Source organism: Microcoleus sp. AT3-A2 (assembly GCF_036705685.1).
Taxonomy (GTDB): Bacteria; Cyanobacteriota; Cyanobacteriia; order Cyanobacteriales; family Microcoleaceae; genus Microcoleus.
This window is the reverse complement of sequence record NZ_JAUBVF010000011.1, coordinates 1-21400: the sequence shown is the minus strand read 5'-3', so window position 1 is coordinate 21400 and position 21400 is coordinate 1. Positions and strand designations below refer to the sequence as shown.

The 21400-nt window shown below is 44.4% G+C and carries 14 protein-coding genes; 7 read left to right on the top strand and 7 right to left on the bottom strand.

The genetic code is table 11. The features are described from left to right. Nucleotides 1–36 precede the first annotated feature (36 nt). The 6 genes from QUB37_RS09205 to QUB37_RS09180 form a co-directional block, all read right to left on the bottom strand. Complete coding sequence (locus tag QUB37_RS09205) at nt 37–1206, bottom strand: glycosyltransferase (protein ID WP_333161172.1); 1170 nt, start codon at nt 1204–1206, stop codon at nt 37–39. Then, on the bottom strand, nt 1196–2569 hold the full coding sequence (locus tag QUB37_RS09200) for a hypothetical protein (protein WP_333161170.1): 1374 nt from the start codon (nt 2567–2569) through the stop codon (nt 1196–1198). The genes QUB37_RS09205 and QUB37_RS09200 overlap by 11 nt, the downstream gene beginning before the upstream one ends. Nucleotides 2570–2626: 57 nt before the next feature. Continuing rightward, nucleotides 2627–3778 (bottom strand): glycosyltransferase, encoded by a 1152-nt coding sequence (locus tag QUB37_RS09195; RefSeq protein ID WP_333161168.1) that lies wholly within the window; start codon nt 3776–3778, stop codon nt 2627–2629. Nucleotides 3779–3813: 35 nt separating this feature from the next. After that, nucleotides 3814–5172 (bottom strand): lipid II flippase MurJ, encoded by a 1359-nt coding sequence (murJ, locus tag QUB37_RS09190; protein ID WP_333161165.1) that lies wholly within the window; start codon nt 5170–5172, stop codon nt 3814–3816. A 53-nt stretch (nt 5173–5225) separates the two neighbouring features. Then, a complete protein-coding gene (locus tag QUB37_RS09185) occupies nt 5226–6647 on the bottom strand; it encodes a DUF4832 domain-containing protein (protein ID WP_333161163.1) in 1422 nt (473 codons plus the stop codon). A gap of 105 nt (nt 6648–6752) precedes the next feature. After that, complete coding sequence (locus QUB37_RS09180) at nt 6753–9554, bottom strand: polysaccharide biosynthesis protein (RefSeq protein WP_333161161.1); 2802 nt, start codon at nt 9552–9554, stop codon at nt 6753–6755. 47 nt (nt 9555–9601) lie between these two features. Here QUB37_RS09180 and QUB37_RS29820 point away from each other — a divergent pair, with 47 nt between their 5' ends. The 3 genes from QUB37_RS29820 to QUB37_RS09175 all read left to right on the top strand — a co-directional run bounded on the left by QUB37_RS29820 (nt 9602) and on the right by QUB37_RS09175 (nt 12692). Then, nucleotides 9602–9889 carry a transposase gene (locus QUB37_RS29820; protein ID WP_445300012.1) on the top strand — a complete coding sequence of 96 codons (288 nt, stop codon included), beginning with the start codon at nt 9602–9604 and terminating at the stop codon, nt 9887–9889. Between the two features lie 311 nt (nt 9890–10200). Next, a complete protein-coding gene (locus tag QUB37_RS29815) occupies nt 10201–10416 on the top strand; it encodes a transposase (protein ID WP_445300015.1) in 216 nt (71 codons plus the stop codon). 59 nt (nt 10417–10475) lie between these two features. Further along, nucleotides 10476–12692, top strand: a complete 2217-nt coding sequence (locus QUB37_RS09175; RefSeq protein ID WP_333161159.1) for a polysaccharide biosynthesis tyrosine autokinase — start codon at nt 10476–10478, stop codon at nt 12690–12692. A gap of 20 nt (nt 12693–12712) precedes the next feature. Here the strand turns inward: QUB37_RS09175 and QUB37_RS09170 are convergent, their stop codons facing one another. Next, nucleotides 12713–16141: a PAS domain S-box protein gene (locus QUB37_RS09170; RefSeq protein WP_333161157.1), complete on the bottom strand. Its 3429-nt coding sequence runs from the start codon at nt 16139–16141 to the stop codon at nt 12713–12715. A gap of 591 nt (nt 16142–16732) precedes the next feature. Between QUB37_RS09170 and QUB37_RS09165 the strand changes: the two genes are divergently transcribed. From QUB37_RS09165 to QUB37_RS09150, 4 genes are all read left to right on the top strand, one after another. Further along, nucleotides 16733–17707, top strand: coding sequence for a LysR family transcriptional regulator (locus QUB37_RS09165; RefSeq protein WP_333161155.1), 975 nt, complete (start codon nt 16733–16735; stop codon nt 17705–17707). 121 nt (nt 17708–17828) lie between these two features. Beyond that, nucleotides 17829–18893 (top strand): anthranilate phosphoribosyltransferase family protein, encoded by a 1065-nt coding sequence (locus tag QUB37_RS09160; protein ID WP_333161153.1) that lies wholly within the window; start codon nt 17829–17831, stop codon nt 18891–18893. Nucleotides 18894–19052: 159 nt separating this feature from the next. Continuing rightward, nucleotides 19053–19658 (top strand): molybdenum cofactor guanylyltransferase, encoded by a 606-nt coding sequence (locus tag QUB37_RS09155; protein WP_333161151.1) that lies wholly within the window; start codon nt 19053–19055, stop codon nt 19656–19658. A gap of 123 nt (nt 19659–19781) precedes the next feature. Then, nucleotides 19782–20957: an aminotransferase class V-fold PLP-dependent enzyme gene (locus QUB37_RS09150; RefSeq protein ID WP_333161149.1), complete on the top strand. Its 1176-nt coding sequence runs from the start codon at nt 19782–19784 to the stop codon at nt 20955–20957. Nucleotides 20958–21400: the final 443 nt, after the last annotated feature.

The window sequence follows — 21400 nt, the reverse complement described above, 5'->3', positions numbered from 1 at the left end:
CCATGAGCCATAAGCCATAAGAGCTAACACACTTTGTTAAGATTTGTTACTAATGACATTTTCATACAAATCCTCAAACTGAGTCACAACTGCCTCCAAAGAAAAATTCTCAATGATTCTGGAACGTGCAGCCTTTCCTAAAGCCACTCTATCATCTAAACTCATTACAATTAACTCTTGCCACGCCTCAGCTAATGCCTGTGGGTTACGCGGCGGTACAACTCGTCCTGTGTTACTCACAATCCAAGCAGAATCACCGAGATCTGTAACTACACAAGGCACGCCACAGGACATTGCTTCTCCTACCACTAAAGGAAATGCTTCTCCATAAGCGGAAGCCGAAGTAGCAATATCTAGCGAGGCAGTAAGGCGATGCATATCGCTGCGTTCTCCTAACAAACGGACGCGAGCAACAATACCCAAATCCTGAATTAACTGATGTAAAGTGCTATTGTTTTCGTCAACTTGAGTTCCCGCTAAAACAAGGTAAACATCTGGATTGTTTTTTAGCAATAAAGCAGCCGCTTGCAGAAAATTATTATGATCTTTCATAGGATGATAACGACACATCAACCCAATTATAAACGCCTTTTCAGGTAAATTTAGCTCTTTTCGCAGATCTAACCGGGCGTCCTTTGATGGTTTAAATAGAGAAGTATCAAATCCGTTGGGAATTACGCAGTTTTTTTCAACCGGGTAAGACAAAGCTTCATGCTGCGCTTTGCTATTTTTAGAAACAAAGATTATCTTGGTAGTCTTTCGTGATAATAATGCACCCAATTTAATAATAAATTGGGTCATTTTTTTTTCGGATTTTAAGGCGGTTATTGAATGATGAATGCCCCATAAAACCGGTTTTTTGTTGACACAGAAAATACTAGCTAATTGTGCGGCTAGGTTGCCGTGATACATCCAACCTTGAATCAAATCGGGATTAATTTGACGTACTGTGTTAGCTAATCGCCAAATACCAGCGGGTGTAGGCATTCCCGGTTTCATGCCCGCAGTATAGACGGGGATGCCTAAAGCTTCTATGCGATCACCCAAAGTTCCCCGATCTATCAAAGAAACTACAATAGGGTCAAACCGAAGCCGATTAGTTTTAGACAGAACTTTGTAAAGCATCATTTCAGCCCCACCAGTTGAGAGTCCAGTGATAATATGTAGCACTACAATTTTTTTAGATGAAATACGGTCAATAAACATGACTTTTCCTTTTCCTTTTGGGTATTAACAACTCTTGATTAACTAAAATTAATAAAGCTAAAGTTGACATAATATACCAAAAATTGGCTACCAAAAATACTCTGGGGTCTCCAGACTGCTGATAGTCAACCCATACTTGCATGGTTAAAGCGTAAAGATATATTATCCAAGGGTTCTCAGCCATATTTTTTATTAAAATACTTTGTAAGTAGCGGCCAATCCATCCATAACAATAGGAAACTATTAGAAGTCCCGGCCAAGATAAACTATAAACAGCGAAAGCCAAAAAACCAGTCGGAATTTCATAGCTGAGACTTCCTTTGGTCGAAAGAATATATCGTGTATTAATAATAGAAATTGTTTCAGGTTTATTTATATTAAATATTTTTTCTGGTATAAAAGATAAAAATCCATATATCCAGTCAACAAAAAAACGAAAACTATAATATTGATCGAAAGCTGTATCTAGGGACTGGATGGGAAAGGCAAAGTTAGCCATCAACTTATAAATACTAAACTCTTCATCAGAGGAATCACTATTTTTAGCCTCTATGAATTTATCCACTACGGCATCAAAACCACTATCGATGGCGCTTAGGCTCCAAAAAAATTCTTTTCCATACAACAAAAATAAAGCACCAAAACCAAATATAGGGATAGTCTTCCAGGTAAAAGTCTTGCCTCCCTTCAAGACATAAATTAAATAAAACCCAAAAAAGTAATATATGAGTATGGCACGACCACCTGACAAAGTTGAGGCAATAAAAGCAACAATTACAGAGCTAAAAAATCCGACGCGCAAAAATATTTTAAATGGTTTACTTTTGATTTCTCCAAAAGCAAAAGAAGCTAGCAAATAGGATGCAAATAATGAGCAATACATAAAGTGTTTAACGAATACAAGCGGACCGCTGTCAACTCCAGCATTCGATCGAATCAAAGTTATGTTAGCCATAGCATTTAAAACACCACCATACTGAGCTCCATATATATAAATTGCCAGAGAAGATATTATTAGTAATAAAAATGAATACCAAAGAACATACTTATTATTACTTTTTTTAAAAGTGACCTTTTTTCCACAGCTAATCGCTGATTTTGTATAGAAGCCAATCAGCAAAACTAAATATCCTGTAAAAACAGCAAAAATAGTTTGTATATTACTCGTATAATTGAGTCCATTTAGAGTCATTTCATAGCTTGAGTTTCCCAAATTAGCTTCTAACAAAAAACCTGGTATAGCATAGGATAGAGAGAACATAAAATGACCTAAACTAAGAAAATCCAACTTTCCCGTTTTTTTGCGTATTATTTCTATAAAAAGCATGAAACCTAATAATCCCACGTAAGTTACTGCTACCATATATAGTTCTCTTATTTTAAATAATCCTCTTTTTATTATAGTATTCTATATCAATATTCAGATCGGGTTCAATAATGCCAGATATTCAGATATCGCTTTGTCTACACCAAAAGACATCCCTCGTTGCACGAGCATATTCCGATCGACGGGAATTTCAAGTACCTGCAACATAGCTTCAGACATTGCTACTTCGTCGCCGACTGGCACTAAATGTCCGTATTTTCCTGCTTCTAAAATTTCATCAGGACCACTCGGACAATCTGTGGCAATTACAGGGCAACCACAAGCCATAGCTTCAATTAACACTGTTGGCAATCCTTCCCAACGAGAGGAAAGTATAAAAGCACTAGCTCTGTTTAGATACGCATAAGGATTTTCGACAAACCCAGGTAAAGAAACATCTTCAGAAATTCCTAGACAAGCGATCGCTGCTTCTAGTTCACTTCGACACTCTCCTTCGCCTAAAACCATCAAGCGAGCGTGTTTCTGCTTTCTGAGCAGGGCAAAAGCTTCGAGCAGAGTTGAGAAATCTTTCTGCTGTGTTAATCGCCCTACCGCCAAAAATACAGGTACCTCTCCATCTTGAAACCACGGATGGTTGAGATCGGCTTTCGACTTGGCAATCAATTCATGATCGACGACGGGGTTATAAACAGTAATCACTTTCCCTTTTGAAAGTCCGAGCTGTAGTTCTAAATCACGCGATACGCCTGTGGAAACCCCTACAATGGCATCAGCGCTGGGATAAAGTAAGTTCATCAGCGGTGCAACCAATTTAGCCTGAATTAATTTCGACTTATTTGATGACATTGTGTTGTGTTCTACTACCACTAATTTGGTTTCTGTGCGAGCCAGCTTTCCGGCTAACAATGCCACTATGTTTGCATGACTGAGGTGCGACAGGAGGGCAAGTGGCTGATTTTGGCGCAGATATTTCGACAAAGGCAGGATAGCCTTGATGACACGTCCTGCTGAGAGATTGACAACGCGAACCCCATCAGGAACTTGGTTTAAATAGGGGCCCTCAGCAGTAGCTAATACTAGATCTAATGGAATATTCTGGGTTGACATTCCTTTGAGCAAGTTGACGGCAACCCGCTCAGCACCTCCACCATGCAAATTAGGAAGAAAGAAAGCTATACGTCTTGTACTTATTGGTTCTATTATCTCTGGTTTAGTTGTTAAGTTGAAACCGGGCAGGTGCTTCATTCTTTAATTTTCCCATGATAAATGATAATGTGATTTTACAATGAGTTATTTTTTATTTTTCTATGAACGAACCAAAGCAGCGACAAGGAAGAAAAAAAGTATACACAACTCGTAGACAAGGCAATTCCTTTAATTCCTATCCATTGCATAAACAGATAATCTAAGCCAATATTTATGAGTAAGCTACAGCCAAAGAACCCGATTAATAAATGATTTAGTTGCATTGAAGTGATCAACCTAATCGCCAAAATATTAATTGTATAAAAAGGAATTTGCAAAGCATATAAAGATTGAATATTAGCCACTAAATGTGTATCTTGCGTAGTAAATTTTCCTCTTTCAAATAGGATGTGAACTATCGGCTCAGAAAATACAATAAATAAAATTGTCATTGGCACAGTAACAATTAAAATAACGCCGAGCGATTGTCTAAGAGTACGATGCAAATTGAGCCAATCTTTATTAGCAACCATCTTTGAAAAGTAAGGAACCAAAACAGTACTCAATGCAATACTCATCAGGCTAATTGGCGAGGCAATCAACCTGTTACCATAGTTGAGTGCTGCGACACTTCCAGGCAATAAAATTGCTGCCATAGATTGATCTACTACACCAGCGCTACAAATTATAAATGCGGCTACAATCATAGGACTATACTGACCAGCTACCTGCTTCAGGTAAGTGTCAAATCCATACCACCTAGGGCGCAATGATATACCTTGGCGTTTCAATGCTGCTCCTATCACAACCATCTCTATTCCGGCTCCACAGAGTAGCGCTCCTGCCAAGGCATATATTCCCCAACTCTTGAAGATTAACAGAAACAATATGCCAACAACATGGCTAGTAACAGGAACCACGGATGCTAAAGCAAAACGTTCTCCTGCATTCAAAACCGCAGCCCAAGTGCTGGCGATACCACTGAGTAGAATAATTGGTGCAGTAATGCAGAGTAGAGAGAATGTAAGACTCAACTTTTGTGAGCTGAATCCTGATGCAATTAATGGTAAGTAAAGTGGCGCGGTAGATAAGACTATAGCTATTGTGAGCGCCAGTATTCCTGCACTCCAGATAGTTGCTCCGGAAAAAAGTTTTTGAGCAGCTTTTATGCCCTCTTGCTCTCGCACCTGAATATAGGTGGGTACTAGGGCAGAATTAAACGAATTAGCTATCACATTAATAATAAAAGCCGGAACCAGCAAGGCAATCAAAAATGCCTCTAAATCATCTCCTGTACCAAATCTCCATGCAATGAATAACTCTTTGATCACAGAGACAATTTTAACCATTGCTGTCAATAAAGCAACTGTCGTAGCCGCACCAAAGATTTTACGACTGAGAGATCCACTTGTTAGATTTTTCCAGATATCAATCAACTTCTGCAAGTGACGCATTTTAATTAGGATAAAATAGGAGAGCCATTCATTTATGAACTGTAAGGATTTTTTTACATAGGGGCGACAATAATGCTTTGCAACAAAGAGTTATAGCCCGTGGACACTTCCCAAATATCTTGATTAGCCAGCCTGATTGAATATTCTGGGCGCTTGTATAGCTTGGGAGTTGGATCGGGTAAATTTAACAATACATCGTATTCTCCGTATGGTGTATCTGCTGGGATAGTTTCTGCAAAGTTTATTAGTCTGGTCGTACCAGCCATCCACAGGCGGGGATCTTCATTAACAACCCAATGGTATTCTTTTTTTGTTTCGCGGTTGCGTAGAACCACTTCTACTTTACGAGGATTGTAAGGGCTAGCCCATCCTTCATTGATAATTTCAAAACTCATGGCCAAAGTACCATTAGGGTTGACAATTTTTGGGCATTTTGAATTAACAAGACGGAAGCGATATCCCAAACGACGCTTAATTTCCTCTATGCAGCCTTGCTTGATCCACCCCTGATAAATTTCTGTTGCATCAGATTGATTTGTTGACAGACTGCTCCAGTGCATCCTAGCCAAGTCAGTTAAGGCCCCTGGACAGTCATCGTATTCTGGAGGCTTACTTGGCCATGCAGGTTCACCTCCCTGTACTACATATTGCGTATCAAGGTTTAGCCACGTTTTCTCTTGCTCTATGATAGTTGGATTGGTACTACCATAGGTGCCAGCATCATCTATACCCGATCTAAAACCATCATTATGATGACCAGTTCTAGCTCGAACAGAACCATTAAATGCCTCTTCTATAGAGAGGGTATTTATGTTGTTAAATATTTGTTTTTTTTGTTTAGGGTAACGTATTGTAATCATCCGTTCAGTCGGTAGCACAGACAATATTTTTAGGAGAATTGCTCTAGCATCATCCGTAACATCTAGAGTCCAATTATCTACAAGTTTGTTAGTTGAACTATGCCACTCTCCCCAATACCCAACAAAACCTGCATCCATGTATGCGATCGCGTCGTAGTTCTCTGCCAAAATTGGCTGCAACTGCTCCAAGTGTGAGACAATTCTCTCGCGCGGAGCATCAGCACCACCTCCTAGCCAATTATAGGAAAATCGGACAATCAACTTCACCCCAGCTTGACGGGCTGTTTCGCAGTCCTGCGAAATCATCTCTAGGAAAGATTGTGATAGTGAATTTTCTCGAAATTCTGAAAGCAGGTAAATCCGGCGCACCAAAGTTATGTTCTGACTTTTTATTTGTTGCAAGTCAGAGAGCTGTAAGGGAGTAACTGGGTTATTACCAATAGGGTCAACGGCTACGAAGAAACCTCTTTCAGGATTGGGAAAATTCTCAGAACTGCTTTCATAGGTTAATGTGGTTTGAGTGAAAATAATAGTAGCAACAGTCGGTTGGCAGCAAGCTATCGCAAACCACAAGATTGACACCAAAGAAAACTTTACATATTTTGCCAAATCCATAATATTCGTGCCTTCCCCTGTTGATTCTGCGATCGCTAAGTCCTCCCACTCTGATTAACATACTCATCAACCTATTTTATGGGATAAAATGAGTAAAATTTAAAATTATAAGGTAAGTTTTTGTGAACTTTTAAAAGCCATAGCCCCCATCAATTTTTCTACCTGAGAGCCTTCTACAGGCTTAGAGAAAAAGTATCCCTGTCCGTAGACGCACTTCATAGATTTTAGCTGAGCTATTTGCCAGCTCGTTTCTACCCCTGTGGCAATCATGCCCATACCTAACTCTTGAGTTATGGCAAGAATTTTCTGAAGAATTTCTAAGTTCGGGTTGCTAGCATCTAGTCCGCTGACTAAAGAGCAATCTAGCTTCAAACTATCGAATTTCCCATACTTCAGCCGCGTCAATTGGTAGAGCTGAGTTAATGATACATCACTAAGACCGCAGTGATCAATTTGTACTTGCACTCCTAAAGTTTTAACTTGGACAAACACAGACCCAGCTAACTCGGAATTGTGCGTCACAACATCTTCAGAAATTTCTAACCTCAAACTAGAAGCATCGAGATTTGTTTCCTTCAATATTTTTGCAAGCGTCTCGATTAAGTCAGCGTGGAAAAACTGTTTTCTAGTCAGATTCACGCTGACTGTTAAAGGAGCGTTAAGACGAAATTGCGACTGCCAAATCCGCATCTGGCTGCAAGCTTGCCGCAGTACCCACTCGCCAATAGGAACAATCAAGCCGGTTTCTTCTGCCGCTGGTAGGAATTCGTCTGGCCAAAGCAAACCTCGATTCGGGTGCTGCCAGCGCAACAGCGCTTCAAAACTAATAATCTTATTAGTTTGCAGGCAGACGATCGGCTGATAGTGAATCCGGAACTCCTCATTTACAAGACCCACGCGCAAATCATTCTCTAACTGAATAGATGCTGTACTGCTAATCTTTGCCACAGCGGTTGTTTTTTGGGCTGTATTGGCGTGCAAATTGGCGGTTGAATAGCCTGGTACATACTCAGGCACTAACTGCTGTAGCATTGAAACAATTAAATTCGCATCATTGCGATCGCCCGCTTGACAAAGGGCTTCTACTTCCTGGTCAATATTTTCTTTCACTAGGCGGCTGGCATTGCCAAGACTGAGAATTTTTTCGTGTTTAGTGCGGTTGTATTTCTCGCCCGGAATAAACAGTTCTTCAAACAATTTTTCTCCAGGTCGCAGCCCTGTAAACGCGATTTCTATGTCTTTACCCACTGCATATCCTGAGAGCCGAATCAAATCGTTTGCCAAATCAACAATTCTGACTGGTTCTCCCATCTCAAGCATGAAAACTTCCCCGCCATTGCCGATGACTGCTGCCTGCAAAACCAGTTGAACTGCTTCGGGAATTGTCATGAAATAGCGAGTGATATCTGGATGGGTAATTGTAATCGGCCCGCCCTCAGCAATTTGTCGATTGAAAGTAGGTACGACGCTACCGCGGCTGCCAAGAACATTACCGAATCGAACCACTACAAATGGGTTTTTGCTTTTTTTGGCTGCTTGCAGCACCAGCATTTCGGCAACTCTTTTGCTAGCTCCCATAATGCTAGTTGGATTCACCGCTTTGTCGGTGGAAATCATCACAAATTGTTCCACATTGTATTTCAATGCCAGATCCAGCAGATTTTTCGTCCCCCGCACATTGTTAGTAATCGCTTCCGGAGGGTTTAATTCCATCATGGGTACGTGTTTGTGAGCGGCCGCATGAAAAATTATGTCTGGTCTCACTGTTAGAAAAAGGTACTCTAAGCGATCGCGAAAGCGAATATCGGCCATAAAGGCTGTCACGCGAGTAATATCTGTTGGGGTTTTGCTGGTTTTTTTAAGTTCTGACAGGACTTTTCCTAATTCTTGTTGAATGTTGAATACAGAATTTTCTCCGTGTCCGACGATGATTATTTCCGCAGGAGCGCACTTTAATATTTGCCTGCAAAGTTCGCTGCCGATCGAGCCGCCCGCACCAGTAATTAGAACTTTCTTGCCTCCAATCAATCCCAAGACTTTCTGGGTATCGGTTTGGATCGGGGCGCGGCGGAGCAAGTCCTCAATTTGTACTTCTCTGACGCTACCTAAACTGACGCGACCGTTGATGATTTCATTGAGGCCGGGGAGGGTGCTGGTTGGAATTCCAATTGACTGGCAAATTTCTACGATCTGCCTAATCTCTTTTCCCGGAGCTGAGGGGATGGCAATCATGACTTTGCCGATATTTAGCGAGCGAACTACTTCCGGAATGTTACAGCGATTGCCGACTACAGTAAGTCTGCCAATCTGCTTGGAGATTTTTTTGGGGTCGTCGTCAATGAAAGCGATTGGATCGAGTCCTACCTCTGGACTCCTCTCCATCGTTTGCATCAGAGATGTGCCTGCACTGCCCGCACCGACTATCAGGACGCGATCGCGTTGCTGAACTTTCCACGGTTTTTGGTTCCATCTTTCCAGGGCTGGAATGCTGAAACGAATCGCCGCCACTAACAAAAAGCTGATCATAGCGTCTAGTAGCGGCAGCGATCGTGGCAGATTTGCGATCGGCGAATTATTTAGCTGGTAGAGTTCTTGGAACAATATAATTTCCACTGGTAGGGATATACCTATCAGCATCGTTATTTGTGCCATTTCTTCCAGACCCGCATACTGCCAGTAACGGTTATATAAGCCGCCGACATAAAATACGGTAAGTTTGACTGCGACAAATAATACTGTAATTACAGCCAGACTCTGTAAGTATGGAAACAGATTGAATATACCATCTAAACGAATTTCCAAGGCTAAGAAGGGTGCGATCGCAAAACAAATTGCATCGATTATCAAAAAATGACGGATTCTTAATCCCACCAACACTTTACTGAGTTTTTTTATGTTCTTATTCATCACACGCTCTCATACAACAACTTTACCGTAACTAGATCCAGTACCTAATGCTGAGGTGTTTTTTTATACCGCCCAGCCCGCTGAAATTAATCACCCTTATTTATCGTGGCGCTTCACTCAACTACCTCCACCGCTCCGACCCAAAACGGGTAAGCCTGCGTCATAACCACCGACAGGTTGTGAATGGCATTCTGTGGATACTCAGAACCGGGGCTGTGTGCCAAGACCTGCCAGAAGGTTATAGCAAGTGGGTGCATCGTGGGAACACGGTTTTATCGGTGGCAAAAACCCGATATTTGGAAACAAGTCTTATAAGCCCTACAAGCCCATGCTGACCAACTCCGAAAGCTAAACTGTCCCGTTCATTACGTCGATCGAACCGTGATTCGTGCCCACCAAGAGGCAGCTATGGTGGAACAAAGGAGGGGAAGGAGAGGAAAAACAAGGTCGTTGGGATTGTGGTTTTAGCCCCAAAATACACATCCGTGGTGAGGGTAAAGGTAAACCCATAACTTTTGTTCTGAGTCCAGGTCAACGTAACGAGTCAATTTTTTTAGAAAAATTGATGGAACTCTAGACGAGTAAGCGCATTCTGGTGCCAATCGTCCGGGCCGGAGTCCCGAAAGAGTCGTAGGAGACAAAGGCGATCGCACGTCGGCGAGGTATCTGTTTTACGATCCCACGACTTTCAAATGAACTACGTCGCGGTCTTTCTAGCCGTGAAATCTACCCTCAACGCAATATAGTTGAATGTGCTATCAACCGACTTAAGCAATGGAGACCTATTGCTAGGCGATATGAGAAATTGGCTGGAAATTATACAGCCATGATTACGATCGCCTGCATTCTGTTGTGGTTATAGTTTGAAAACACGCCGTAGGGTGTTACTGTTTACAAAAAATCATTTTTCGGGAGTAACTAATGGAATCAACTGAAACAGGTATCGGATTTCAGGAATACTGGCAGATTCTCAAGCGCAGGTGGCTGCCCGCCTTAGCTGTATTCGCCTCGGTTGTTGCACTCACCACCTACAGCACGCTGAAGGAAAAAGCAGTTTATGAAGCAGAAGGAAAGCTGTTATTTAAGAAAACAACTCCTGGCTCTGCTTTAACAGAATTGGGAAAAGAAATCGGACAGTTGACTCCTGCGGCGGAGCAAAGTAACCCTCTGACTACCGAGATAGAACTGATTCGTTCTCTAGAAAATATCGAAAAAACTATAAATAGGCTTCAGTTAAAAGACGAAAAAAATAATCATATGAAAACAAAAGATTTATTAAAAAAACTGACAGTAGCTACTATTAAGGGCGCTGATATCCTAACGGTTTCCTACAAAGACAAAAACCCCAAAATAGCAGCCGATGTCGTAAAAACCCTGATGAATTTTTATATAGATAACAATCAAAAAGTGAATCGCCTAGAAGCTGTGTCTGTTCGACAGTTTATTGAAAAAAAACTGCCTAATTCAGACCAAGCTATGCGGAAAGCAGCGGCAGAATTGAGCAAATTTAAAGAAGATAATAAAGTTGTCAATCTTGAAGAAGAAGCTAAATCAGCAGTGGCAGTTATGGCGCAACTAGAAAGTCAAATCGACCAAGCTAAGTCGGATTTGCTCAAGGCCCGTGCTCAGTCTAAAGCATTTGAAGACGAATTACAAATGAATCCCCAGCAAGCATTGACAGCCAGCACTCTCAGCCAATCTAGCACTGTGCAGGAAGCTCTCAAAGAATACAAACAAATAGAGCGGCAGTTAGCAATTGAGCAAAATCGCTACCTGGATAATTCGCCTATAATAACTAGGTTAGAAACTAAAAAAGCTACTATGAAAGCTTTACTAGACCAACAAATACAACAAGTTTTAGGCGAGCAACAGGCGTTGCCAAATCAAAGTTTACAGATAGGAGAGGTGAAACCAAAACTGATCGAAGAATTTATCAAGGTAGATGTAGAACGCCAGGGTTTGGCTGAGCGAGTTACTATTCTATCAAATGCTCTAGCTGGCTACAAGCAGCGGGTAAAACTTTTGCCGAAGCTAGAGAAAGAAAAGCGAGAACTAGAAAGAAAACTCCAAGAAGCCGAAGCGGATTATCAGGAATTGCAAAAAAAACTCCAGCAAATTCGGATTACTGAAAATCAGCAAGTGGGGAATGCTCGGATTATCCAAAAGCCGAGTGTTCCGGAAGAACCAGTGCGTTCTCGCAAGTCTTTATCGCTGGTATCGGGCAGCTTGTTGGGAACTCTGCTGGCGGTAGCTGCGGCGATGCTTTTAGAGTCTCAAGATAAGTCTGTCAAAACTATTGAAGAGGCGAGGGAATTGTTTGGGTTTACTTTGTTGGGAGTGATTCCTTTTCATAAAAAACCTGACAAAAATACTCGGGGCAATTCCAGGTGGCTTAAATCTACTTCCCAGGATTTAGAGCCATCTCCCCGACAGATTGTTGTTAGGGATAGTCCTCATACTTCGAGCAGTGCTGCTTACCGAATGCTTCAGGCAAATCTGAGGTTTCTGAGTTCTGATAAAGAGTTGAAAGTGATTGTTGTCAGTAGTTCGCTACCGCAAGAAGGCAAGTCTACTGTATCGGCTAATTTGGCTGTAGCTATAGCTCAATTAGGACGGAAGGTTTTGCTGGTAGATGCGGATATGCACTGTCCTGTTCAACATCAGATTTGGGAGCTTCCAAATCAAGTAGGTTTGAGCAATGTGATAGTCGGACAAGCTGGGTTTGGGGATGCGATCGCCCAAGTCATGGATAATTTAGATGTGCTCACTTGTGGGGTAATTCCCCCTAATCCAATGGCTCTGTTGGATTCACAGCGTATCACTTTATTGATTAAGCAATTTGCGGCTACTTATGATGCAGTGATTATTGATGCTCCTTCTCTGAATGTTGCTGCTGATGCTCTGATTCTGGGGAATAAAGCAGATGGGATTTTATTGGTTGTGCGACCTGGAGTTCTTAATTCTGGTACTGTGGCTTTTGCGAAGGAGCTATTGAAGAAATCAAGCCAGCACGTTCTGGGCTTAGTGGTGAATGGAGTAAGTCCTAAAAACGAACCGCACAGCCATTACTATTTTACCAATGAATCTTACGCTCAAGAGCAGAGTCCTGGTATCAATAAAATAACGAATAACCAATAACAACAGTCAACAGTTAACAGTTAACTGTTGACTGTTGTTATTGGCAGCCGCACTCCGAAAGTCGAGCCGAGTCCTTCCCCAGGACTTTCGGCCCAGACACTGCCGCCGTGGAGTTCCACGAGATGGCGGACGATCGCCAATCCTAGTCCCAGGCCGCCGTAATTGCGAGTAGAAGAGCTGTCAGCTTGGCGGAAGCGATCGAACACAAAGGGCAAAAACTCCTTGCTGATGCCAATTCCCGTATCTCTGACAACGATCGAAACAGAGTGAACCGGAGACGGCCCAGACAACATGGCGTCACCCGCTGCTCCCGGTTCCCCATCCTCCGAGAGCGTGATTTCCACGCGACCCGACGGCGGCGTAAACTTAATAGCATTCGAGAGCAAATTAGACACCACCTGCTGCAAACGAGTAGCATCGCCCCTCACCGAGCTTACCTTTTCGCCACAAAAACTGACCAATTCAATTCCCCTAGCTTCAGCATCAGGGGTCAGCGCCTTCACCGCCGTTTCTACAATCCGCACCAAATCCACCGGGAACAGCTTCAAACACACTTTGCCACTGACAATCCGGGAAACGTCCAGCAAATCCTCAATCATCTGAGTCTGCAACCGGGCGTTTCGCTCAATAGTCTCCAAACCCACAGCCGTTTTTTCGGCACTCATCTGGCGCTGCCGCAGCATCTGGGCCCAGCCCAAAATGGCGTTCAGAGGCGTCCGCAACTCGTGAGAAAGCGTTCCCAAAAACTGGTCTTTAATCCGGTTGGCCTCCGCCGCTTCCCGGTAAAGTCGCGCATTGTCGATCGCCACCGCCGCATCCCGCGCCAAATCCTCCAGCAAAACCAAATCCTCCTCCCCGCAGCGGCGGCCCGACTCCCCGCACAGCAACGAAATCGCTCCCAGCGTCCGCCCGCGAGCGATCAGCGGCACGCAGATTGCCGACAGCACCTGGGATTGGGCTCGCAGCACCAACTGCAGTTCCCTGTCGGGCACAACCGCCTCGATCACCCATTCCGGTATTTCTGGGTAGAGCTTCGACTCACCAGTCCGTAGCACCTTTGCTACTCCGTGCCGTCCCTGGGGGTCTAGCGGCATACGCCGATCAATTTGCCACAGCAGAGCTACTTTGCTTGGATCTGAGTGAGCAACTGCTTGCAAGCGGATCGAGCCGTCGGCATCAAGCAAATGCACACAGCACCAATCCCCCAGCGTCGGTACTGTTAAATCTGCCAAACCTTGCAGCGCCTCCTCGTAATCCAGGGAAGCCGAGGACAGCACAGCCAAAGCTTGAGCACGAAAATATGCTGTTTGGGCCGATCGCTGGCGATCGTCAATATCAGTACAAGTCCCGAACCATTTGAGAATTTTCCCCTCAGCGTCCCGCACGGGCAATGCCCTGCCCAAATGCCAGCGGTAAGCTCCGTCAGATGCCCGTTTAAAGCGGTATTCCACCTCGTAAGTCTTCCCTGTCTCCACCGAGGTCTTCCAGCTCTCTACGGAATCTTCCACGTCATCTGGATGCAGGGCGAGCTGCCACCCCCAGCCTTGAGTTTCCTCCAGGGTCAAGCCAGTATATTCAAACCAGCGCTGGTTGTAGTAGTCGAACCAGCCGTCGGCTGTGGCAGTCCAAACTATTTGCGGGATGGCTTCAGCGAGGACACGGTACAACTGTTCGCTGGCTTCGGCTTCGCGACGGGCGGCCTGTTCCCGCGCCAATGCCCAATTCCGCTGTTGTTCGGCCTCTTTGCGAGCGGTGATGTCGCTAATCACGCCGATCCATTTGCAGGGATTACCTTGTTTGTCAAGCACTGCTTTGCCCCGATCAATCCAATGGAGCAAGCGGCCCCGCTGGCAATGAACGCGGTATTCCTGAAAAAATGGGGCCGCAGAACTGTCTGGCGCACTCAAATACCGATCGACTGCGGCCAAAACTCGATCGCGGTCGATCGGGTGCAAGATACTGTTCCAAGCTGCTCTTGTCCTCGGAAATCCGCCTTTTTCGTACTCCAAATGTTCGTCTACGTGACCGAACCACAGCACGATGTCGGTCTCGATATCCCATTCGTAAATCAAATCGCTGGCACTTTCTGCAGCAATCCGAAACCGCTCTTCAGACTGTCGCAGCACTTCCAGAAATTTAAAGCGTTCCGTCACGTCCAAAACCAGAGACAGTACCGATACCAACTGTCCCGAATCACTGTAAAAGGCCGAATTGTACCACTCGCAATGCACCAACGAACCACCCTTATGATAATTGCTGTTGCGAACTACATTGCAGCGACTACCTGGTTTTTTTAAACTATAAACTGCCGATTTTACCTCTTCAAAATCACCCTGATCAATAAATTTCCATTCGCTAAAATGCTTGCCTAAAACTTCTGTTTCCTTCCACCCAAAAATCTTCTCTGCTGCCGGCGACCAGCCACTAACCCTAAAATTTTCATCCCACTCAATCACCGCTAGGGGAGTATTTTCAAAATGAGAAGTGAGTTTTTGCAGCGCCTCGCGCAGGGATGCTTCTACTTGCTTGCGCTTAGTAATATCGCCAAAAGAAATAGCAATGCCGTCGCCCAATTTAACGGTCATAATCCGAAACCAGCCGACAATGCCTTCCCTGTTGTAATAAATCTCGGTATCGAGGGGAATTCCTGTTTCTACAACTTGCACGTAACGGTCGAACAAACTGCTATCTTTATGACCGGGCAGGACTTGCAGCAATCGCTTGCCGATTAATTCTTCAGGTGTATGTTGTTGAATTTTGGCCGCTGCGGGATTGACGTATTCCCATTCAAAATCCACAATTGTGGATTCGTCACGAATGCTGCGGAACACGTTAAATCCGTCTAAAGATAATTCCTGAAAAACGCGGAAACGTTCTTCACTTTCTTGCAGCTTTCCTAAAGCATCAAGCAGTAGTTCTTCGACTCGCTCGCGCTGGGTTATTTCTGCGAGCAATTGCTCGTTAATTTGCTGGAGTTCGGTTGTGAGCCAGGGGACGGAATTTGTAATAGCAGAGTCGGCTTGCCGTCGATCGACCTTTTGGGTTCCCAGCGCCGTATTTCCAGGAAAATAGGCCGGCCCAGCCAAAGCCAACACTTGAGAAATCGAGGGTATCAGGGACGCTAAAACCCACAAAGAGATGATCGCGGTCAAGGCGGCGATCGAACTTGACAGCCATTCGCTGGGATGCACCAGCATCCAAACTTGCATCAAGTGAGTTGTCCCGCCCCAGAAAAACCAGGCTCCCAATAGGATAAACCCCTTGCTCAAAGGCACGTCCCGCTGCTTCCGGGCATAGTATGTCAGAAGTGCTGGAATTGAATAATAAGCCAAGGCAATTAACACATCGCTGACCGCGTGCAGTCCCATCAACTGGGGTTGCCACTGGCAACAGCCATCTTGGGGAATAAAATTGTGGTTAAATGACATAATCTTAATAAAGAGCAGCATTTCGGCTTTCCTGTGCGATCGATCCTAGTTGCACTTGTGTTGCTGACCCGCTAATTTCTAGTTTATACACAAAAAAACATAAAACAAAAGTGACTTTAGTCCGGGGAGGAAAGTTCACAGCAGGCTTTAACCTGCCTGAAATATTCGTACATTTATTGAGAGGTTTAGGGAGAGTGAGGTACTAGAATTCCCAAGGAGCTACGAAATTCAATGCTATCTTTTGAATTCACAACTTACGGAAAAACAGAGCAATTGAGCGCACTTGATGAAGAGATTACTAGAGCGCCGTTCATTGAAACGGTTTAGCTAGAAGCTTGCAATATTCGATAAATTCATCTTGATTGAATCTATTTTTTGATAAGTTTGCAGATTCAGAAATCCCTTCAACATAGGAGAATCAACCTCTACTTGGAGGCTCAGAAATCCTGCCGGAGCAGATTGATACTTGGAGCGAAGCATCGCCGCCTCTGGCGCCGGAATCAAAACTAATCTGTACCTGTATCAAAGTCTACTAAATTCTGCTACTAAATCGGTTAATGTCACAGATTATCTTCCAGTAAAATTTCTGAAACCATCTCGAATTAAACATCCATGCGCTTAGAGCAGCTTCAAGCATTTCTTTCAGTTGCTGAAACTGGTAGCTTTCAGCAAGCGGCCCGGAAGTGTGGCGTTACCCAATCGACTATTAGCCGCCAAGTGCAGGGATTAGAAGCGGAAGTGGGTTTGTCGCTGTTTCACCGCACGGCCCACGCGAAACTGACCGTGGGAGGGGAATGCCTACTGCCTCACGCTCGCAAAATCTGTCAGACTTGGCAAAATGCTGCTGAAGAATTGGGAGACTTACGGGCGGGAAAGCAGCCGGAACTCTGCGTGGCTGCGATTCATTCGGTTTGCGCTGCTTATTTGCCGCCTGTGCTGCAAAAGTTTTGCCGCGACTATCCAGACGTGCAATTGCGGGTGACTGCCCTCGGGAGCGATCGAGCCCTGAAAGTTCTCAAAGATGGGTTGGTGGACATAGCGGTGGTGATGAACAACCGCTATTTTACTCAAGCCCCGGAAATGTTGGTTGAGGTGCTCTACAATGAGCCGATCGAGGTATTGATGGCGGCGGGTCATCCTCTGGCCCAGTACGATCGAGTACCTTGGCCGGAATTGATTTGTTACCCGCAAGTGGTGTTTAAGGATGGGTACGGAATGCAGCGGATGGTGCAAGAACAATTTGGACGCATCGGTGCTAAACTTCATGCTGTTTTGGAACTCAACACTCTTGATGCTTTTCGGGGTGTGGTGCGACAGGGAGAATTGATTGCTTTGCTGCCGCATTCAGCTTTGGTGGACGCGAAGGGCGATCGCACTTTAGCAATTCGGTCGATCGCCCAAGATCGGTCAACTTCCAAGGTTTCCGCGATCGGTCAATTGGCAGCCGATCCGACTTGGACTCGCGAAGTCGTGTTGGTGACAACTCACGATCGAATGCAAATTCCGCCGATCGCCCATTTCTGGAATCTGGTACGCGAATTTGTGCCGCCTTTTGATGTAATCAAGCTAGAAAAATCAGGGAGTTAATTCGATAATTTTGAAGTGAATTTTGGGAATTTTAAATTTAAACGGATTCAAATATTACCAATTACTAACTACCAATTACTAACTACCAACTACCCCTTACCAATTACCAATTTCAAATGTTATGAGTGACGCATTTAGAGAATTGCTGCGAAAAATTGGCAGCGGAGTACACACAGGAGAAAACTTAACTCGCTCCGAAGCAGCAGCAGCCACGCGGATGATGCTGCTGGGGGAAGCAACACCGGCTCAAATCGGAGCTTTTATGATTTCCCACCGCATTAAACGGCCCACTGGCGAAGAATTAGCCGGAATGCTCGATGCTTATGAAGAATTGGGGCCCCTTCTTGCCCCCCCAAACCGAGAAAAAGGGTTTTCCGTCTCTACCGTCGCCGTGTTTGGCATTGCTTACGACGGGCGATCGCGCACAGCTCCAATTAGCCCAATAACCGCCCTAATTTTAGCCGCTAGGGGCGTTCCAGCCGTCATGCACGGGGGCGATACCATGCCAACCAAGGAAGGCATTCCCCTGATTGAAATTTGGCGCGGTTTGGGAGTTGACTGGAGAAAACTGAGTTTAGAAAAAGTCCAGCAAGTTTTTGACAATACGGGTTTGGGTTTTGTTTACCTTCCCAAGCATTTTCCTCAAGCCGCCGCTTTAGTTCCCTACCGCCGCGAAATTGGTAAACGGCCACCTTTTTCGACAATGGAGTTGATGTGGTGTCCCTGTGCCGGCGACGTTAACGTCATATCAGGCTACGTCCACCCGCCCACAGAAAGTATGTTTCAAAAAGCCTTTGAGCTGCGGGGAATAAAAAATTATACCACAGTCAAAGGATTGGAGGGAAGCTGCGATTTGCCGCGCGATCGTACTGCGATTATCGGCATTTCTAAGCCGGATGCTGAGTTTGAACGAGTGCTTTTAGCTCACGGAGATTACGGTTTTAGCAACACAAATCCTGCCTTTGAATCAGCCCCAGAGTTATTCAAACAAATGCAGGAAGTGTTGCTGGGAAAATCCTCGGAATTCATGCAGTCCGCTATCTGGAACGGCGGATTTTATCTGTGGCGCAGCGGAGTTTGTGTGGATATAAACTCGGGTTTAATGGAGGCCGAAACTTTACTCAGCAGCGGTCAAGTCGTCCAAAAACTTGAGGAAGTTAGCCAAGCCGTTAGTGTTTTAAGTTGACAGTTGACAGTTGACAGTTGACAGTTGACAGTTAACTAATGACTAATGACTACTGACTACTAGACATCTCCAATAATTATTGTGGAACAGGCATTTGGCCTATTCAAAACAGGCAATTCTTGCGATGACAACTGACAACTGACAACTGACTAATGACTAATGACTAATCATAAAATTGCTGTAATTGTGCTTGCAGGCGGTCAAAGTTCGCGGATGGGTAGGGATAAAGCTCTACTGGAAATTGAGGGGAAATCCCTATTGCAGCGGGCGTTGGAAGTTGCCGCAGTTGTAACCCCCGAAGTTTATGTTCTGACTGCTTGGCCCGATCGCTATCGATCGACCTTAACCGAAACATCCCAATTTCTGGTAGAGTACAATCCGGGCTCCGGGCCCTTGGTTGCATTGACTCAGGGATTGACAGAAATAGCCGCCGAGTGGATTTTACTGTTAGCTTGCGATTTGCCTTTGTTGGATGCCCAGATTATTCAGAATTGGACAAGTCAGTTAACAGAATTTCCCCCATCAACTTTAGCAGTTGTGCCTTATCAAAATTCGCGCTGGGAGCCTTTGTGCGGCTTCTACCGCCAACAATCTCTGCCCAGCTTGCAAAGTTTTATTGACAAAGGGGGACGTTCCTTTCAAGTGTGGTTAAATCAAATCTCCGCAATCCCTCTACCTGTAGGGGAACGAGAAGCAGTAATGTTATCCAATTGCAATACATTAGAAGAGTTTGAGCAATTAAAAGGTAAAATGGTTAACGGTTGACAGTTGACTGTTGACTGTTAACTGACTAAGGACAACTGGCTCATGACAGTTAACTGACTAATGACTAATGACTAATGACTAATGACTACTGACTACTGACTAATTACTAATTACTAATTACTAATGATTAACCAATATTGGTTGCTAGATCGCGATATAACTTTCCTCAATCACGGCTCTTTTGGGGCTTGTCCGATTCCCGTACTCGAAGCGCAAACCATTTTTCGAGAACAACTGGAAAGAGAACCATTGCGCTTTTTACTGCGGGAATTTGAACCCTTGTTGGATAATGCGAGAAATCAGTTAGCAGCATTTCTCGGTGCGGCTGAGGATGACTTGGCGTTTGTCCCGAATGCCACGACGGGAGTAAATGCTGTTTTGCGATCGCTCTGTTTTTCTCCGGGCGACGAATTGCTAACTACAAATCAGGAATACAACGCTTGCCGCAACACACTTAATTTTGTAGCCGAGCGTACAGGCGCTAAAGTAGTAGTAGCAGAAGTCCCCTTTCCCATTGAGTCACCCGACCAAATTATTGAAGCAATAATTAAGTGCGTTTCACCGCAAACAAAGTTAGCTTTATTAGACCACGTTGTCAGCCAAACAGGTTTAATATTTCCCATCAAACAATTAGTCGGTGAGTTAGCTAACCGTGGCGTAGATGTATTGGTAGACGGAGCTCACGCGCCGGGAATGGTAGCACTGAATTTAGAGGAAATTGGCGCGGCTTACTATACGGGAAATTGCCACAAGTGGCTGTGTGCGCCGAAAGGTGCGGGCTTTTTATACGTGCGGCGCGACAAGCAAAATGCCATTCGCCCAACTACGATCAGTCACGGTGCTAACTCGCCCCGCGCTGATAAATCGCGCTTTCAACTAGAATTTGACTGGATGGGAACAGTCGATCCGAGTCCCTATTTGTGCGTACCTGTAGCTATTGATTTTATGGGTTCTTTGTTGAGCGGCGGCTGGCCTGAATTGAGGGCAAAGAATCATGCTTTAGCGTTGGCGGGGAGAAAAATATTGGCTGACAAATTAGATTTGCCACTACCTTGTCCTGATGAAATGGTGGGTTCGATGGCAGTTGTGCCACTGGCAGACTCTCAATCTGATGAGGTTGCAAAGGGAGGAATTCCACCTTTGCAAGAGGCGCTATGGGAGATTTTTAAAATTGAAGTACCGGTGATTCCTTGGCCAAATGCTAGTAAGCAGTTGGTGAGGATTTCGGCTCAGTTATACAATACTTTGCCGCAGTATCAATATTTAGCTAATGCCCTGGTTGAGCTGACGAGAATTTGAGCTGGAGCTTCCCGAAAAGAAACATCACACCCAGCTACAAACAGTTATAGGTTTTTAGTTAGGGTGTCGGTTCTCATAGTTTGGGAGAATACAGACTATTTATCCTTACTATAAACGTAGTAATGGTTATACAAATATTCACCCTAAGAGTAAAAATTCTGCAAGGAATCACCTTTGTTCCTATTGAATTGGGATAGTTTTTACATAAAATTTAAAAAACCAAAAAATAGATCTAAAGCCCCATAGCCCTAAACTTCGCCAATCCGCCGAAACCGAATAAAATTTGTAAATAACCCGCGAAAAATCCTAAGTTAAAACAGGGTTGTCAAAGCGGATAGCGCACAACTTCCGCGCAACAGAATATAACTGGAGTTTAGACTAAGCACAAATTGACTCAGCCTGAGCTGAGTGGAAAAAATGGTTAATCAGCGAGAGGTTCTCAA

Coding starts and splice junctions, on each gene's coding strand:
- QUB37_RS09170 (WP_333161157.1), bottom strand. CDS start 16,141: ATGCTGCTCTTTATTAAGATTATGTCATTTAACCACAATTTTATTCCC.
- QUB37_RS09205 (WP_333161172.1), bottom strand. CDS start 1,206: ATGTTTATTGACCGTATTTCATCTAAAAAAATTGTAGTGCTACATATT.
- QUB37_RS29820 (WP_445300012.1), top strand. CDS start 9,602: ATGCTGAGGTGTTTTTTTATACCGCCCAGCCCGCTGAAATTAATCACC.
- QUB37_RS09185 (WP_333161163.1), bottom strand. CDS start 6,647: ATGGATTTGGCAAAATATGTAAAGTTTTCTTTGGTGTCAATCTTGTGG.
- QUB37_RS09180 (WP_333161161.1), bottom strand. CDS start 9,554: ATGAATAAGAACATAAAAAAACTCAGTAAAGTGTTGGTGGGATTAAGA.
- QUB37_RS09195 (WP_333161168.1), bottom strand. CDS start 3,778: ATGAAGCACCTGCCCGGTTTCAACTTAACAACTAAACCAGAGATAATA.
- QUB37_RS09175 (WP_333161159.1), top strand. CDS start 10,476: ATGGAATCAACTGAAACAGGTATCGGATTTCAGGAATACTGGCAGATT.
- QUB37_RS09200 (WP_333161170.1), bottom strand. CDS start 2,569: ATGGTAGCAGTAACTTACGTGGGATTATTAGGTTTCATGCTTTTTATA.
- QUB37_RS09160 (WP_333161153.1), top strand. CDS start 17,829: ATGAGTGACGCATTTAGAGAATTGCTGCGAAAAATTGGCAGCGGAGTA.
- murJ (WP_333161165.1), bottom strand. CDS start 5,172: ATGCGTCACTTGCAGAAGTTGATTGATATCTGGAAAAATCTAACAAGT.
- QUB37_RS09150 (WP_333161149.1), top strand. CDS start 19,782: ATGATTAACCAATATTGGTTGCTAGATCGCGATATAACTTTCCTCAAT.
- QUB37_RS09155 (WP_333161151.1), top strand. CDS start 19,053: ATGACTAATCATAAAATTGCTGTAATTGTGCTTGCAGGCGGTCAAAGT.
- QUB37_RS09165 (WP_333161155.1), top strand. CDS start 16,733: ATGCGCTTAGAGCAGCTTCAAGCATTTCTTTCAGTTGCTGAAACTGGT.